Raw genomic sequence first — 15,920 nt, 5'->3', positions numbered from 1 at the left:
GGCCCGCCTTTTTCTTGTTACTGACCCAGTGACCACCAGCCACGCCGTTTGGGTTTGGCGGGCTGCTCCGGTTCTTCGGCCACGACCTCCAGAACCGGCTCAGGGGCTTTTTCAACCAAGATGTCCTCTGGTTCCTGCGGGTCTTCTGCAACCACCTCAGCAACAGGTTCGGGTTGTTCAGCCGCTGCAGGTTCAACCTGTTCTTCAACGACGCTTTCCGCCTCGGGCGCGAGCTGCTCTGCCGCGGTTTCAGTTTGTTCAACTTTTTCGGCAGTTTCGACAGGGGCTTCAACAGGTGCGTCTGTCGCGCCAGTTTCCTCGGCCGGTGCTTCAGGGCTTGCGGCCTGAGCATCCTTGCTCACAACAGCTTCAGCGGCGACTTCTTCCGTAGCTTCAACAGGTTCCGCGTCCTTCTTCTTGCGGCGCGGTGCACGGCGACGCTTGGGCTTGGCCGCTTTTTCTTCTTCGGCAGGCTCAGGTGCTTCACCCTCAGGCTTTACGTCATCCGCCGCTTCGGTTTTGGCTTCATCCGATTCCTCGGACGCCGCCGCGTTACCCTCTTCAGCGTTCACCTCAGGGGTTTCGTCAGAACCATTGCTCTTCTTCCTACGGCGGCGACGACGCTTGCGCTTGGGCTTAGCCTCCTCTTCGGCCTGAACGGTGGTTTCCTCTTCGACCGGCTCTTCCTCGCTGGCGTCGACAAGATCCATCAGGGACGCATCCACGGAAACAACGGGCGCGCTGGCTTCGGGAACGATCCGGCTTGCCGTCTTGAATTTCTCCATCGAGAAATCCGGGCTGACTAGATGTACGTCGCCTTCAACACGTACAGACAGGCCATAACGGGCCTCAATCTGTGCGATATGCTCGCGTTTCTGGTTCATCAGAAAGTTGGCGATGCTGACTGGGCAACGAACAAGCACCTCGCGTGAGCGGCGGCGGGTGCCCTCCTCTTCGATTTGACGCAAGATGGTCAGCGCCATGTTGTCGTCCGAGCGGATCAGGCCAGTGCCATGACAGGCCGGGCATGGCTGTGTGGTCGCCTCCAACATCCCAGGACGAAGACGCTGGCGGCTCATCTCCATCAGGCCAAAGCCCGAGATGCGGCCGACCTGAATGCGCGCACGGTCTGTTTTCAGCCGTTCCTTCATACGCTTTTCGACGGCCAGATTGTTCTTTCGCTCGTCCATGTCGATAAAGTCGATGACGATCAGACCGGCCAGGTCGCGCAGACGCAGCTGGCGGGCCACCTCTTCCGCGGCCTCAAGGTTGGTCTTGAGCGCGGTTTCCTCGATCGAGCCTTCCTTGGTCGCCCGGCCGGAGTTCACGTCAATCGCGACCAGCGCCTCGGTCACGCCGATCACGATATAGCCACCGGATTTCAGCTGAACGGTCGGGTTGAACATCCCCGCCAGATAGCTTTCGACCTGATAGCGCGCGAACAAAGGCAGCGCGTCTTCATACCGTTTCACATTCTTTGCGTGTGACGGCATGATCATCTTCATGAAGTCTTTGGCGATGCGATAACCGCCTTCACCCTCGACCAGAACCTCATCAATTTCGCGGTTATAAAGATCGCGGATCGACCGTTTGATCAGATCGCCTTCTTCATAGATTTTCGCGGGCGCAATCGATTTCAGCGTCAGTTCACGGATTTGCTCCCACATGCGCTGCAGGTATTCATAATCGCGCTTGATCTCGGATTTCGTCCGCTTGGCACCCGCAGTCCGGATAATCAGGCCCGCACCGGTTGGCACGTCAATTTCCGCGGCAATTTCCTTGAGTTTTTTACGGTCCGGCGCATTGGTGATTTTGCGGCTGATCCCGCCCCCACGCGCCGTGTTAGGCATCAGAACGCAATACCGACCTGCCAGAGACAAGTAGGTGGTCAGAGCAGCACCCTTGTTGCCACGCTCTTCCTTTACGACCTGCACCAGCAAGACTTGGCGGACCTTGATAACCTCTTGAATCTTATAGCGACGTGGCCGCGGCTTACGCACCGGACGAATGTCCTCGCTGTCATCTTCGTCGGCGACGGATTCGATTGAATCGTCCTTCGAGGTCGCATCAGCCCGCGCTTCGACATCGGACTTTTCGTCATCTTCAGACGTGGTGTCCTCAGAGGCTTCCGACTCTTCCACGGCTGCCTCCGGTTCGTCACCGGCAACCTCGGAATCTTCAACGGATTCCTCTGCGGCAGCTTCGACAGAGTCATGCTGAGTACCATCGGCGGCTGCTTCCTCATCTTCTGCAGGGGCTTCGGCCACTTCCTCGACCTCAGCAGCACCTTCTGCTTCTGCCACAACTTCAGCATCAACTGGCTGTTCCGAAGATTCAGCTTCAATAGGTTGCTCTTTGGTTACTTCGTCATCGACCGGCTCCTCCACCGGAGTTTCAGCCACACGATCAGCCGGAGAGGTGCCTTCCGGAACCGACATGTCGGCCCCTTCTTCACCTTCGTCCAAATCGATGGTTTCCATGCCGGTGGGTTCGGATGAAACCTCAATCGACTCTACGGCATCATCGGATTTTACATCCGCAGCCTTCGTGCGCGAACGCGAGCGACGCTTTTTAGGCTTCGACTCTTCGGCTTCATCCCGCGCCTTCATTGCCTCGGCATAGGCGCGCTCTTCTTCCATCAGCGCTTCGCGATCTGCGACCGGAATCTGATAGTAATCCGGATGGATTTCCGAAAACGCCAGGAAACCGTGCCGGTTCCCGCCGTAATCCACAAAAGCCGCCTGTAGGGACGGTTCGACCCGGGTTACTTTTGCAAGATAGATGTTGCCAGCAAGCTGGCGTTTGTTTTCGGATTCAAAGTCGAACTCCTCAACCTTGTTTCCGTCAACCACCACGACCCGGGTTTCCTCCGCGTGGGTGGCATCGATAAGCATTTTCTTAGCCATGTTTCCTTGGTGCACCGCGCCAAACGCGTTGTCCTTACCCGTCCGGGGGGACGGGCGCTTTTGGGGTGGTGTCTTGTCAGGGCGATTTCGGACGGCGCGCGGCAGGGTCTGGCGCTGTGGCCCCCTGCCCGTATACTCAATCGTTGCGCGCGCGTCATCGCGGTTCTTCTCCGACAGGCGCAGATCTAACCGCTGCCTGCCCATTTATTCCTTTCGCCCGCTTTTGCGAGCTCAGGCGTTCAACTGCCCCCTTGGGGGCATAATCGGTCTGCTTTGCCTTGCGGGATTGATCACCATCAACGACAGAGCAGCGAAACTCAAAGATTCGGGACTTTTGGGCGCAAATGAGCCCTGCCCGTCCAGATACAATAAAAGCAGTCCTGTGGAAAACACAATGGGCAAACTGCGAGAAGAACAACACAAAGCCCCGGGATCACTTCATCTGGCCAAAAAATATCCCGGGGGTGATTTGAGCCGTAGGATCAAAAGGGGGCTGGCCCCCTCTCTTTCTTACAAATAGTCCGAGCGCTGCAGCCCGTATTTCGCCATCTTCTCGTTCAAGGTCCGACGTGGCAAACAAAGTTCGTCCATCACAGATGCAATCGAGCCCTTATGGCGCCGCATCGTGTTGTCGATCAGCATCCGCTCGAACGCCTCGACATATTCCTTAAGCGGCTTGCCTTCGGTCGTCATGACGGGCTGCATCTCTTCGTGATCAGACATCAACAACGACGCAATCGTCCCCGACCCACGCCGCGATTGAAGAACAGCCCGTTCCGCGATGTTGATCAACTGCCGCACATTTCCAGGCCATGGCGCCTGTAACAGCTGCGCCGCTTCTTGGGCACTCACCTGCGGCGCTTCGCAGCCGTACTCTTCAGAAAACTGCTCGCTCAGACGGGTGAACAGCGTCAGGATGTCCTCGCCACGCTGACGCAATGGCGGCATCGTGATCCGCAGCGCCGCCAGGCGATAGAACAGGTCTGGCCGCAGAACGTCTTCGCTGGTCTTTCCTGCTTCCTGAAGGTTGGAAATCGCTATGATCCGCGTTTCAGCCGGGGTGCCCTGATCATTCATCACGCTCAACAGGCGGGCCTGCAGCGTATCGCTCAGTGCTTCTACGTCTTCCAGTACAAGTGTACCGCCCCGCGCCTCTTCGATCGCAGGCAACTGCGCATCTTCCGGCATCATTGGGCCAAACAGGCGTTTCGACAGCGCCTCTTCCTCAAGCGCGGCACAGGACACCAGTACAAATTTCTTACCAGCACGGCTGCCGACTGCGTGCAGCGCATGGGCCACAAGTGTCTTACCGGTGCCGGTCTCACCATCGATCAGTACATGGCCATCGGCCTGGCCCAGATCGAGGATATCTTCGCGCAGACGCTCCATGACCGGGCTGGCCCCGATCAGTTTGTTCATGATCTGGGTTCCACCTGACAGTTCGCGCCGCAGGGCACGGTTGTCCAAGGTCAGTCGGCGCGCATTGCTGGCGCGTTTGGCCAGTTCCGACATGCGATCAGGGTTAAAGGGCTTTTCTAGGAAATCAAACGCCCCAACGCGCATCGCTTCTACCGCCATCGGCACATCGCCATGACCGGTGATCATGATGACCGGCAACGTACTGTCGGCGCCCATAAGCTTTTTCAGGAGCTGAATGCCGTCCATGCCGGGCATTTTGATATCCGAGATCACGATACCCGGATATTCCGGTCCCAACACTTTCAGCGCGTCCTCGGCGCTGGCGAAGGTTTCCGTGTCATATCCCGACAGTGCCAGCCATTGGCTGATCGACTGGCGCATGTCCTGTTCGTCATCCACAATGGCGATCTTCATGGCCTGTGCCATAGTCATTCCTCGTTATTCCGCGGCCTCTAAGCCGTCGCTTCCCAGTATCGGCAACTGCATCTCGAACACGGCCCCGCCCTGTGGACTGTTTCGTGCAGTCAGCCTTCCGCCATGGTCGTTCACGATCCCGGAAGAGATGGCAAGCCCCAGACCGACCCCGTCGCCGGGCTGTTTCGTAGTATAGAACGGTTCGAACAGATTTTCGATGTTCTCGATTCCATAGCCGTTATCACGCACTGTCAGCACCGCCGTATCGCCCGCTGCCAGTATGATTTCGATATCCGGTTCGGATACTGATTTGGTGGCGTCCAACGCATTGCGCAAGAGGTTCACCATCACCTGCTCGATCCGCATCCGATCGCCCATAACTGACACCGGTTCGTCGGGCAGTATCTGGGTGATCTTGACGTGACGCTGGCGCAGTTGCGGCTCCATCATGGACAGCGACGATGCCAGCGCTTCACTAAGATTTACTGGGGAAAACGTATCCGCACCCTTACGCGCATAGGATTTGAGCTGGCGGGTAATCGCCCCCATCCTTTCGATCAGACCATCGATCCGACCAAAGCTTGCCAACGCCTCCTCAGGCCGGTTCCGACGCAGCAAAAGACGTGCGCCAGCCAGGTAGGTCTTCATTGCAGCCAGGGGTTGATTTAGCTCGTGACTCACGGCCGCCGACATCTCACCCAAAGCGGCCAGTTTCGAGCTTTGCGCCAGCGTCTGTTCGGCAACTTCCAGTGTTTTTTCAACCCTTTCCCGCTCAGCAATTTCCCGCTTTAGCCTTGAGTTCAATGCGCGAAGCTCTGCCGACTCGCGCTGGAACAACGCCATGCGGAACGTGGCTCGACGGCTAAGCGCATAGAAGGCCAGTGCCAGAAGAATCGCAAAACCCATGATCTCGAGCGCGATAACGCTGTTAACCTTTTCCCGAATCGACTCGTAAGTGGTGAACGAGGTCATTTTCCATCCCCGGAACGGGATGCGCGTTTCCATCCGCATCACCGCCTCACCCTGCAGGTAGGCGTCTGGCGGCAACGCGGTCCAGTCGGTTGTGGCGCGTATTGCCCGCTGAATGGCACCTTGCGCCGGCTGGCGAAGCAACGCGGCGTTTTCTTCAAGCCCCCGCCATTGCGGTTCAGTCGACAGAATGATCGTTCCGGTACTGTCAGTCACCATTACAGCGTCGGAAATACCTGCCCAGGCGCGTTCGAATTTCTGCAGATCGACCTCGACCACGATGACGCCCAGAACATCGGCATTGGCTTCCATTCGTCTTGAATAGACAAAGCTGTAGCCGCCCGATTCCTTTTCAATCACGGTGAAGATCGTCGAATTCGCCCGCACTGCATCAATGAAATACGGCGAACTCCGGTGTGGTTCTCCCAAGCGAGCACGATCAGTGGCCGCAACAGTTCGCCCGTCCCCGTCAAGCAACATCAGCGAGGCCGCGCCAATCTCTTCGACAAACGAAATCAAACGCTGGGTGGAAAGGGAATAGTCACTGGACTGCAGCGCGGAAATCAACGTCGGGTCGCGTGCTAAAAGCTGCGGAACAATTGCGTTTCGGCGCAGTTCGCTCAGCAAGTTGCCGGAATACAACGCCAGCCGCACTTCGGCCCGGTTTCGTGTTGATTCAGTAAACCGGTCCGTCAGAAGACGGTTTGTTACATAAACCGTGGTGACCGTTGCGATCAAAAGAATGATAATCGCCAAGCGCAGCCGCCAACCCAATGGCGCACCACGAAACGGTTTTGTCAGAAAGGACCAGCCAGAGCGAACTTCGGAACTCATCCCAGAAAGTTACGCGGGCTGGATCATAACCTCAAGTCACGCTGGGGCAAGAACACCAGACAATGCGCGGAACAATGCCGTTCCGTCCGTTCCACCATGGCCGTCATCCGCCGCACGTTCAGGGTGTGGCATCATTCCCAGCACCCGGCGATTTTCAGACAGAATACCGGCGATATCCCCGACCGAGCCGTTCGGATTCTCGGTATAGGTGAACGCGACCCGATCCTGATCCTGCAGTTTGGCCAGTGTGGCGTCATCCGCAAAATAGTTACCGTCATGGTGCGCGATCGGAATACCGATCACATCGCCCGCATTGTAACCTTCGGTGAACGCGCTGTCGCTGGTTTCCACCTTCAGACCGACCGTGCGGCAAATGTATTTCAAACCGGCATTGCGCAGCAAAGCGCCCGGCAGGATGCCGGTTTCAGTCAGTATCTGAAACCCGTTGCAGACACCAACGGCATAACCGCCACGTTTGGTATGTTCGACCACGGCTTTGCAGATCGGTGACTGCGCAGCGATGGCGCCGCAGCGCAGGTAATCGCCGTAGGAAAAGCCACCCGGAACGCCGACGATATCCACACCTTCAGGCAGCGCGGCGTCCTTATGCCAGACCATATCGACCTCAAAACCTGCCTGTTCGAAAGCGACGGCAAGATCCCGGTCACAGTTTGAGCCTGGGAATACGATGACAGCTGCGCGCATGGCGGGGCCTCCGGGGATAAGGTTCAGACCAGTTCGATTTCGTAGCGCTCGATGACCGTGTTGGCCAACAGCTTTTCGCACATCTCGGTGATGTCCGCCTCGGTCGCGCCTTCGGCCAGCTCAAGGTCGATCACTTTGCCCTGCCGCACGCCTTCGACCTGATCAAAGCCCATGGCACCCAATGCGTGACGCACCGCCTCACCCTGCGGGTCGAGGACCCCGTTTTTGAGCATCACATGCACACGTGCTTTCATTCTCGCAACTCCAGCTGAGGGCCGATGTTGTCGGCCCGTTCCGTTGCGCGGGGATAACGTGCTGAAAGGCGTTCGACAACCCTTCTTGAAGTGGGCAGATGACCGCACTTATGCCCGCTACCCGCCACCCCCGGAAATCAGACCAGGATAGTGCGCGTCAATTGCATTGAACGTGCCTGTCAAAACCATCTCGATTGCGACCGCCACAAGTATGAGAGCCATGACACGCGTGATGACATTAATCATCGTCATCCCCAATAAGCGCGAGATCGGATCGGCGAACAACAAGCCTAAGCCAACGATCAAACAAGCGATTACGATTGCCGTGCCAAGCGTCACCACTTCGGCACCATCGCTAAGCGTATGAGAGTAGACGATTGTTATCGCAATAGTGCCGGGCCCAATAGTCAACGGAATTGCAAGCGGTACAACGGCGATGTTTTCTTTTTTCTTATGCCCCTCCTCCACAGCTTGCTGATCCCCTTGTGGCCTGTCCGACGCGTTCAGCATCGACATACCAATACCGAAGATGATCAGACCCCCGGCAATACGGAACGAGGGTATGTCGATCCCGAACACAGCCAGGATCTCTTCTCCGATCACAACCGCTATCAGACCGATTATAATCACCGTACCCGTCACGATAAACGCTACCCGCCGGCGTTCGGGGGCCGAATACCCTTTCGTCATGCTAAGAAAAATCGGGATGCCGTAGAGCGGGTTGAAAATCGCCAGAAGGGCTGCAAGGAACTTTAGAAAAACTGCCTGATCAAACAATTCGGCCATGTATAGCGCCACCCTCGTTTTCCTATTTGCCCGACAATGCCGGACAACCAGTAACCCTGTCAAACCGCTAGATACAAAGAAAAAAGCACCGCTTTGGGTAAAGCAGTGCTTTTAACAAAATGCTGTTCGCCCCTGTGATCAGTTGATCAGCGTAGGCTTAGCGACGTTGCTTTTCGGCAATACGCCCAGCCGGCGTGCAACTTCGGAATAGGCGTCCGTCAGGCTACCCAGATCGCGGCGGAATACGTCTTTGTCCAGCTTTTGACCGGTTTCGATATCCCACAGGCGGCAACTGTCGGGGCTGATTTCATCGGCCACGATCAAACGCTGGAAATCCCCGTCGTAAACGCGACCGATCTCGATCTTGAAATCGACGAGACGAATGCCGACGGCCAACATCATGCCGCTCATAAAGTCATTGACGCGCAGCGCGAGGCTCAGGATATCGTCCATGTCCTGTTGGCTGGCCCAGCCAAAAGCGGCGATATGTTCCTCGGTGACCAGCGGATCACCCAACGCGTCGTCTTTGTAGCAATACTCGACAATCGGGCGCGGCAGTTGCGTCCCTTCGGCAATGCCCAAACGTTTCGACATTGTTCCCGCGGCATAGTTGCGAACGATGATTTCAAGCGGAACAATCTCGCAATTGCGCACCAATTGCTCACGCATGTTCAAGCGACGGATGAAGTGGGTCGGAACACCAATCTGGTTGAGACCGTTCATGAAGAACTCGCTCAGACGGTTGTTCAGCACGCCTTTGCCGTCGATGACATCTTTCTTTTCCGCATTGAACGCGGTGGCATCATCCTTGAAGTACTGCACAATGGTGCCAGGTTCTGGGCCTTCATACAGAATTTTGGCCTTACCTTCGTAGATCTTTTTGCGACGCGCCATGAGCGACCTTTCCAGTCCGGGGCGAGGGAATGAGTCCCTTCGCGTTGGCGCCCTCATAGTCCAAGCCCCCCTTTCCCGCAAGTTCAGCGGACCGAGAGGCTTTGACGCAGCGCAATTCCCTTGCACAGGCGCTCAGCTATAGTCATATCATCAATTTAGAAGATGTAAGCTATGAGGTCCGCAAACAATGACCACTTTTGACGAACGCGAAAACGCTTTTGAAGCCAAATTCGCTCATGACGAAGAAATGCAGTTCAAAGCACAGGCGCGCTGCAACAGATTGTTGGGCCTCTGGGCCGCAGAAAAGATGGGCAAGTCCGGCGAGGACGCCGAATCCTATGCCAAAACCGTAGTTATCGCCGATTTCGAAGAGGCCGGGCACGAAGATGTTGTGCGCAAGGTTTCCGGTGATTTGGGCGCGCTGTCGTCCGATGAGGAAATCCGCGCAAAAATGGCCGAGCTATTGCCTGAAGCCAAAGCGCAGGTCCTGAGCGAAACCGAATAAAAAACACTCGGCTCATGATCTTCATGAGTTTTATGAATTTGATTTGATGCCCCGGTCATGAGACACGGGGCGTCTCTATTTTTAACGGCCCTATTCGGCTATTTGGGAATACCCCCATGACAAATGCGCTCAATAAACTTCTGGAAACAAATGATGCTTTGCTGGCCGATGGTGCCACGGGCACGAACTTGTTCAATATGGGCCTGCAATCAGGTGACGCGCCCGAGCTGTGGAATGTCGAAGCACCGGATAAAATCCGCGCTTTGTACCAAGGTTCGGTTGATGCAGGCAGCGACTTGTTTCTAACCAACACTTTCGGCGGCACATCCGCGCGCCTGAAACTGCACGACGCCCATAACCGGGTTGGTGAGTTGAACCGGATCGGTGCCGAACTGGGCCGTGAAGTGGCGGACAAATCCGGGCGCACCGTTGTTGTCGCAGGCTCGGTTGGTCCGACCGGTGAGATCATGGAACCTATTGGCAGCCTGTCCCATGCCGGCGCTGTTGAGATGTTTCACGAGCAAGCCGAAGCGCTGAAAGAAGGTGGCGCGGACGTTCTATGGGTCGAAACCATCAGCGCACCCGAAGAATTCAGAGCGGCGGCAGAAGCTTTTGCGCTGGCCGACATGCCCTGGTGTGGCACCATGAGCTTTGACACTGCCGGACGTACCATGATGGGTGTGACCTCGGCCGATCTGGCCCAACTGGTCGAAACCCTGCCTAATCCGCCGATCGCTTTTGGGGCCAACTGCGGCACCGGTGCGTCAGACATCCTGCGTACTGTGCTTGGATTTGCGGCGCAGGGAACAGAACGTCCGGTGATTTCCAAAGGCAACGCGGGCATTCCAAAATATGTCGATGGCCACATCCACTATGACGGCACACCTGAATTGATGGGGCAGTACGCCGCGATGGCACGGGATGCGGGTGCCACGATCATCGGCGGGTGCTGTGGCACCATGCCGGATCACCTGCGCAAAATGCGCGAGGCACTCGATACAACCAGCCGCGGCACGCGCCCGACACTGGATCAGATTACGGATGCTTTGGGCCCGTTCTCATCAGCTTCGGACGGTACCGGAGACGATGCGGCAGTGCCTGAACGGCGCAATCGCCGCCGCCGCCGCGCTTAAATCGTTCAACGCCCCTCGAATTTCGGGGGGCGTTTTTCCATGAAGGCCACGACGCCTTCGGCAAAGTCGCGTGAACGACCGCAATCACCCTGCAAATGCGCCTCCATCTCCAGTTGCTGCGGCAGAGTGTTGTCATAGGTTCCGCGGATCGCCTGTTTGATCGCGCCAAACGCGGTAGTCGGACCGTTGGCCAGATAAGCGGCCCGCTTGCGCCAATGCGCGTCGAAATCGTCGTCAGCCACCGCTTCCCAGATCATGCCCCATTCATCCGCTTGTCTGGCGCTGATCTTGTCGGCGAACAAAGCCGCCCCCATGGCTTTGGCGAACCCCATCTGTCGTGGCAGAAACCATGTGCCGCCTGCATCCGGCATCAGACCGATACGGGAAAAAGCCTGCAGGAAATACGCGCTTTCAGTCGCAATCACCACATCGGCGCTGAGAGCAATGTTTGCCCCGGCCCCGGCTGCTGGTCCGTTGACCGCGGCGATGGTTGGCACCGGACAGTTGTAGATGGATTCCAGCATCGGATCGTATTCGTCGCGTAGCGTACGTTCCAGATCAATCCGGCCCGTGCTGGAAGAATCGCCCAGATCCTGACCCGAGCAGAAGGCACCCCCTGCCCCCGTCAGCACGATGGCCCGCGTATGCCGGGCCGCATGTGTCATCGCATGGGTGACCTCGGCCCGCATCTGTGCGGTCAGCGCGTTCATCTTGTCTGGTCGGTTCAGGGTTACCACTGCCAGATTGTCAGTGATTTCCAGCAGTATAGCCTCATAATCCATGTAGTCCTCTCCCCATGCTCACGGCATTAGGGAACCCTGACTCAATTCAAGACGAAGGGAAAGAAATACGGTGGGTCAGTCGTCAAGAATTTGGCGCAGGCGTTCTTTCTCAGATTCGCTGAGGCCGTCCTTGACTTCAGTGCCCACCGCCTGAGATCGGTTGCGTAAAAAACTCCAGCCTATCACGGCGGCGATCAACAGCATGATCGGACCGGCCAGCCATAGCATCAGGTTCGCCCCCGTAACCGTAGGCTTTAACAGAACGTATTCACCGTAACGATCCACGATAAAATCGACCGCTTCCTCATCGGTATCGCCCGCGACCAGCCGTTCGCGCAGCAACAAACGTAGATCGCGGGCAAGTTCGGCATTGCTTTCGTCGATGCTTTCGTTGCGGCAGACAAGGCAGCGCAGGCCGGTGCTCAGGTCACGCGCGCGTTGCTCCAGGACCGGGTCCTCCAGTACCTCGTCTGGCTGCACCGCAAACAAGGGCGATGCGATCAGGGCGAAAATCAGGATCAGACGCTTCATTCCGCCGGTACTCCACCCGAGGGTGCTTTGCGCGCACCCGCTGCCACCCGGAACCTGCGGTCAGTCAAGCTCAGAAGCCCGCCTAATGCCATCAGGATACATCCGCCCCAGATCCAGTTGGCCAGAGGTTTGATGTAAGTCCGCATGACCCAACCACCATCGGCTTGCTGGTCCCCTATCACGACATAGAGGTCGCCCCAAAAGCGATAGTCGATCGCCGCCTCGGTAGTAGGCATCCGGGCAACGGGGTAATTGCGTTTTTCGGGATGCAGCGTGCCCATAGATCGACCGCTCTTTTCAACCTGAACATCCGCTGTGGTTGAAAAATAGTTCGGCCCTTGCACGTTGCGGACATTTTCAAGCGTCAGTGTGAACTGCCCAACTTCAAACGGCTGACCGGGCTGCGCAACGCGGATATCTTCAACCTCCCACGCGGTCAGACCGGCAATGGCAAAGATGGTTACTCCAAGCCCGGTATGAGCCACCGCTTTACCCCAGTCCGCGCCCGGCAAGCGGAACAGACGTTGGATGCTGCCCTTGCGACCGGTGCGGCTCCATAAATCAACGGCCGCACCTAAAGTGATCCAGGCCCCAAGAAACAGTCCGATCGGCCCAAGGGCGCTGCGTCCGGTCTGCATAACCCAGACCAACAGGGCCAACGCGACCGACAAGATGAACACATAGCGCAGGGAATAGGCCGTCTTGCCCAATTTGCCTCGCTTCCATGGCAACATGGACCCTATCGGCAACGCGATACCTAGGGCGACCATAAAGGGCGTGAAGGCCGCATTGAAGAATGGCGCGCCGACCGAGAGCTTACGGTCGAACGCCATCTCTGCCACCATCGGCCACATCGTTCCGAAGAATACCACGAAACAGCTGACTGCCAGCAGGATGTTATTTAGAATCAACGCGCTTTCGCGGCTAACCACGCTGAACACACCCTTTGCCTCCATCGCTTGCGCGCGGGCCGCGAACAGGGTCAGTGCGCCACCGATGAAGAGCACCAGAATGATCAGGATAAAGACGCCGCGTTCCGGGTCATTTGCAAATGCATGCACAGAAGTCAGCAAGCCCGACCGCACGATGAATGTCCCGATCAGCGAGAAGCCGAATGCGATGATCGCCAAAAGGATGGTCCAGCTTTTCAACGCTTCGCGTTTTTCCACCACGATGGCCGAATGCAACAGGGCAGCGGCCAAAAGCCATGGCATGAACGACGCGTTTTCCACCGGGTCCCAGAACCAGAAACCGCCCCAACCCAGCTCGTAATAGGCCCACCATGATCCCAGAGCGATGCCAATGGTTAGGAATATCCACGCAGCCAGTGTCCACGGACGCACCCAGCGGCCCCATGCGGCATCAACGCGCCCTTCGATCAGGGCGGCAACGGCAAAGCTGAAGGCCATGCTAAGCCCCACATAACCCAGATACAGGAACGGCGGATGGAAGGCCAAGCCGGGGTCCTGCAGTAACGGATTCAGGTCTCGACCATCAAACGGGGCGACGATCAGCCGATCAAAGGGGTTCGAGGTGAACAGGATGAACGCAAAAAACGCCACCGCAATCATCGATTGAACCGACAGAACCCGCGCTTTCAATGTCGGTGGCAAGCCACCCCCAAAAAAAGCAGCCATTGCTCCGAACAATGACACGATAAGAACCCACAACAGCATCGAGCCCTTGTGGTTTCCCCATGTCCCGCTGATCTTGTACAGCATCGGCTTGGCCGAATGGCTGTTCTCGACGACCACACGCAGGGAAAAGTCCGAAGTCACGAACGCCCAGACCAAGGCTCCGAACGAGAAAGAAACCAGCAAGAACTGGACGATTGCGGCGGGTTCCGCGACCCCCATCCAGCCGACCCAGCGTTTGGCTGCGCCGATCAAGGGAACGATCGACTGCACGATTGCGACGAGGAAGGCGAGGATCAGGGCGAAATGGCCAAGTTCTGTAATCATGCCCCAGATATAATCCTGTTGCGTGACCAGCACCAATCACTTTCGCCCCCTTGCCGCGAACATAGTGTCGCGGGTCAGCCGGTCCTTTTGCGCCGCCATGTCTCTAACGCAAGGTTTTCGTCAGGTTTTATTACGGCTGCTGTCAGTGCCGCGTCGGGGCCGGATTTGGCCACGCCCACGCCGTCGCTACGCATCTCAGCCAGCGCCTTTAGGCTCTCAAGCACCTGCGGAGTGCGCATCATTGTGGCCGAAATTTCGCGTTGCAATTCTTGCACCTTGGCCTGATGCCGCGCGCCGAAATAGAAGGACACGATCACCCCCAGCAACCACCACAACGGCTCGGGTACCAGGGCGATCCCCTGCATACGCGCCGAAAACCAGATCGGATCGACCATCGCCGCCACAAAAAGACCAAGCGTTCCCAGTGCCATCGCGGGCCTGGGCAGGCGGTTAAGACCGTCGATAAACCGATCAAACGGAGCTTTTCCAGAGCCCTGAAATTCTGCCCCGAACTGACTGACAGCCTGCTGTCGAATCTGCAAACCCCTCTCGGCGCCGCTTTCTGCATTTTCCCGAAAGACCTCGGCGGTTTCTCGTATGATGTTGCGCTCGTTTCCAAACAGAAAAGCCAAAATACCCGAGATCAATCCCATCTTGAAACCCTCTTTTGAAACTCTGTGTCCGTCAGGTGATAGGAGGGTGAAACAAACTCTTCCGCCCGCCGGATCCAGCCTCCTTTTCCGCCCGCCCTACTGCGCGCGAATTTCCGGGACGCGGGCCTTCGATCCGCAAGACGGAAGTAATAGTTGCGGCGTGCAACCCCATAGGCATCTGCAAAGGTAACCGGGTCAGACTTGGCCGCGCTTCGGCATGCCCGAGCTGTCTGTGGCCCAACAACCCCGTCCACCACCACGTCGAAACCCATTTCGCGCAACAATCGCTGCAGAATCCGAACTGCCTGCGCACCGGCATTGACGTACATGTCAAAAACCGAGGGTTGGACCACCTGGGGCAACAGTCTCAGGAGCGGAAGCTCAAAATAATGCCGGACGAAAATGTCGATGGCTTGTGCTTTGCTGAGCCTTCGCACATCCGTTCGGTCCACCACTCCATCACCGGACAAATCCAGACCCAGACGCCGCATGGTATGAACGGTCACACCATAGTTCGTTGCGCCGCCCGGATCATCCGGGTCATCTACGAACCCGCCCTCTCGCCCCACGATCTCAGTCGCAATTTGCCGAACCGTCTGCATCGCACCCTCCGCCTGTGATTGCGCAAAGGCTCGGGTAAATTCGTTAACACGTGGCAATAAAAAAGGGCGCTAAGTGTCATGTGCACGCAACGCCCTTGTTTTCAAACTAGAATTCGGTCCTGGATCAGCCTCCGTCGACCTCTTTATAGACACCCTGTTCCTTCAAGGCATCGACGACCTCTTTCGGCATATAGGTTTCATCGTGTTTGGCAAGAATTTCAGTGGCTTCGAAAACGCCGTTTACGTAAGATCCGGTGCCGATCATCCCCTGATTCTCCGAGAACAGGTCCGGCAGAACTCCAGTGAATGCCACTGGAACGCTTTCGCCGCCATCGGTTACAACAAATCGCACTGTCTCTCCCTGCCCACGCACAATCGAGCCCTCTTCGACCAGTCCGCCAATCCGAAACACTTCGGTCGGCTTCGGGGGCTCGGCGATCACCTCGCTGGGCGAACGGAAGAAATTGATGCCATCCCGCATGGCATACCCAATCAACGCCGTCGACAGCGCCAATGCGACAGCGGCCAAAACAATGACCTGAATACGACGACGTTTCTTGAGCGTTTTCATA

Annotated in this window: 15 protein-coding genes; 2 read left to right on the top strand and 13 right to left on the bottom strand. The window is 57.0% G+C overall.

What is annotated here, in order from left to right:
* Positions 1-17: 17 nt before the first annotated feature.
* From AC2FJC_RS13805 to purC, 7 genes are all read right to left on the bottom strand, one after another.
* A complete protein-coding gene (locus tag AC2FJC_RS13805; RefSeq protein WP_496740005.1) occupies positions 18-2,906 on the bottom strand; it encodes an Rne/Rng family ribonuclease in 2,889 nt (962 codons plus the stop codon).
* A 510-nt stretch (positions 2,907-3,416) separates the two neighbouring features.
* Complete coding sequence (locus tag AC2FJC_RS13800) at positions 3,417-4,751, bottom strand: sigma-54-dependent transcriptional regulator (protein ID WP_108858689.1); 1,335 nt, start codon at positions 4,749-4,751, stop codon at positions 3,417-3,419.
* 12 nt (positions 4,752-4,763) lie between these two features.
* The gene (locus AC2FJC_RS13795) at positions 4,764-6,542 is read right to left on the bottom strand and encodes a sensor histidine kinase (RefSeq protein WP_496739934.1); all 1,779 of its coding nucleotides are present in this window, start codon (positions 6,540-6,542) and stop codon (positions 4,764-4,766) included.
* Between the two features lie 36 nt (positions 6,543-6,578).
* Positions 6,579-7,247, bottom strand: coding sequence for a phosphoribosylformylglycinamidine synthase subunit PurQ (gene purQ / locus AC2FJC_RS13790; RefSeq protein ID WP_496739933.1), 669 nt, complete (start codon positions 7,245-7,247; stop codon positions 6,579-6,581).
* A gap of 23 nt (positions 7,248-7,270) precedes the next feature.
* Positions 7,271-7,501 carry a phosphoribosylformylglycinamidine synthase subunit PurS gene (gene purS, locus AC2FJC_RS13785; protein ID WP_109311572.1) on the bottom strand — a complete coding sequence of 77 codons (231 nt, stop codon included), beginning with the start codon at positions 7,499-7,501 and terminating at the stop codon, positions 7,271-7,273.
* Between the two features lie 117 nt (positions 7,502-7,618).
* Positions 7,619-8,287 (bottom strand): MarC family protein, encoded by a 669-nt coding sequence (locus AC2FJC_RS13780; RefSeq protein ID WP_496722693.1) that lies wholly within the window; start codon positions 8,285-8,287, stop codon positions 7,619-7,621.
* A gap of 138 nt (positions 8,288-8,425) precedes the next feature.
* Positions 8,426-9,181: a phosphoribosylaminoimidazolesuccinocarboxamide synthase gene (purC, locus tag AC2FJC_RS13775; RefSeq protein WP_108858692.1), complete on the bottom strand. Its 756-nt coding sequence runs from the start codon at positions 9,179-9,181 to the stop codon at positions 8,426-8,428.
* Between the two features lie 187 nt (positions 9,182-9,368).
* On the opposite strand from purC, the gene AC2FJC_RS13770 reads away from it, so the two are divergent.
* Both AC2FJC_RS13770 and bmt read left to right on the top strand, forming a co-directional pair.
* Positions 9,369-9,686 carry a DUF1476 domain-containing protein gene (locus AC2FJC_RS13770; protein ID WP_496739932.1) on the top strand — a complete coding sequence of 106 codons (318 nt, stop codon included), beginning with the start codon at positions 9,369-9,371 and terminating at the stop codon, positions 9,684-9,686.
* Positions 9,687-9,802: 116 nt separating this feature from the next.
* On the top strand, positions 9,803-10,819 hold the full coding sequence (gene bmt / locus AC2FJC_RS13765) for a betaine--homocysteine S-methyltransferase (protein WP_496739931.1): 1,017 nt from the start codon (positions 9,803-9,805) through the stop codon (positions 10,817-10,819).
* 5 nt (positions 10,820-10,824) lie between these two features.
* Here the strand turns inward: bmt and AC2FJC_RS13760 are convergent, their stop codons facing one another.
* The 6 genes from AC2FJC_RS13760 to ccmE form a co-directional block, all read right to left on the bottom strand.
* A complete protein-coding gene (locus AC2FJC_RS13760) occupies positions 10,825-11,601 on the bottom strand; it encodes an enoyl-CoA hydratase-related protein (RefSeq protein ID WP_282151136.1) in 777 nt (258 codons plus the stop codon).
* Between the two features lie 75 nt (positions 11,602-11,676).
* A complete protein-coding gene (locus AC2FJC_RS13755) occupies positions 11,677-12,132 on the bottom strand; it encodes a cytochrome c-type biogenesis protein (RefSeq protein WP_496739930.1) in 456 nt (151 codons plus the stop codon).
* Entirely contained in the window at positions 12,129-14,093 is a 1,965-nt protein-coding gene (locus AC2FJC_RS13750) for a heme lyase CcmF/NrfE family subunit (RefSeq protein WP_496740004.1), read from the bottom strand. Before AC2FJC_RS13750 ends, AC2FJC_RS13755 begins: the two co-directional genes overlap by 4 nt.
* A gap of 74 nt (positions 14,094-14,167) precedes the next feature.
* Positions 14,168-14,746: a holin family protein gene (locus tag AC2FJC_RS13745; protein ID WP_496739929.1), complete on the bottom strand. Its 579-nt coding sequence runs from the start codon at positions 14,744-14,746 to the stop codon at positions 14,168-14,170.
* Positions 14,737-15,348: a holin-associated N-acetylmuramidase gene (locus AC2FJC_RS13740; RefSeq protein WP_496739928.1), complete on the bottom strand. Its 612-nt coding sequence runs from the start codon at positions 15,346-15,348 to the stop codon at positions 14,737-14,739. Before AC2FJC_RS13740 ends, AC2FJC_RS13745 begins: the two co-directional genes overlap by 10 nt.
* Before the next feature lie 124 nt (positions 15,349-15,472).
* Positions 15,473-15,919 carry a cytochrome c maturation protein CcmE gene (gene ccmE, locus AC2FJC_RS13735; protein ID WP_496739927.1) on the bottom strand — a complete coding sequence of 149 codons (447 nt, stop codon included), beginning with the start codon at positions 15,917-15,919 and terminating at the stop codon, positions 15,473-15,475.
* Between the last annotated feature and the right edge of the window lies 1 nt (position 15,920).

Source organism: Ruegeria sp. CDSB117 (genome assembly GCF_059611005.1).
Note: the sequence above shows the minus strand (reverse complement) of the source record. Positions and strands in the feature narration are given on the sequence as shown.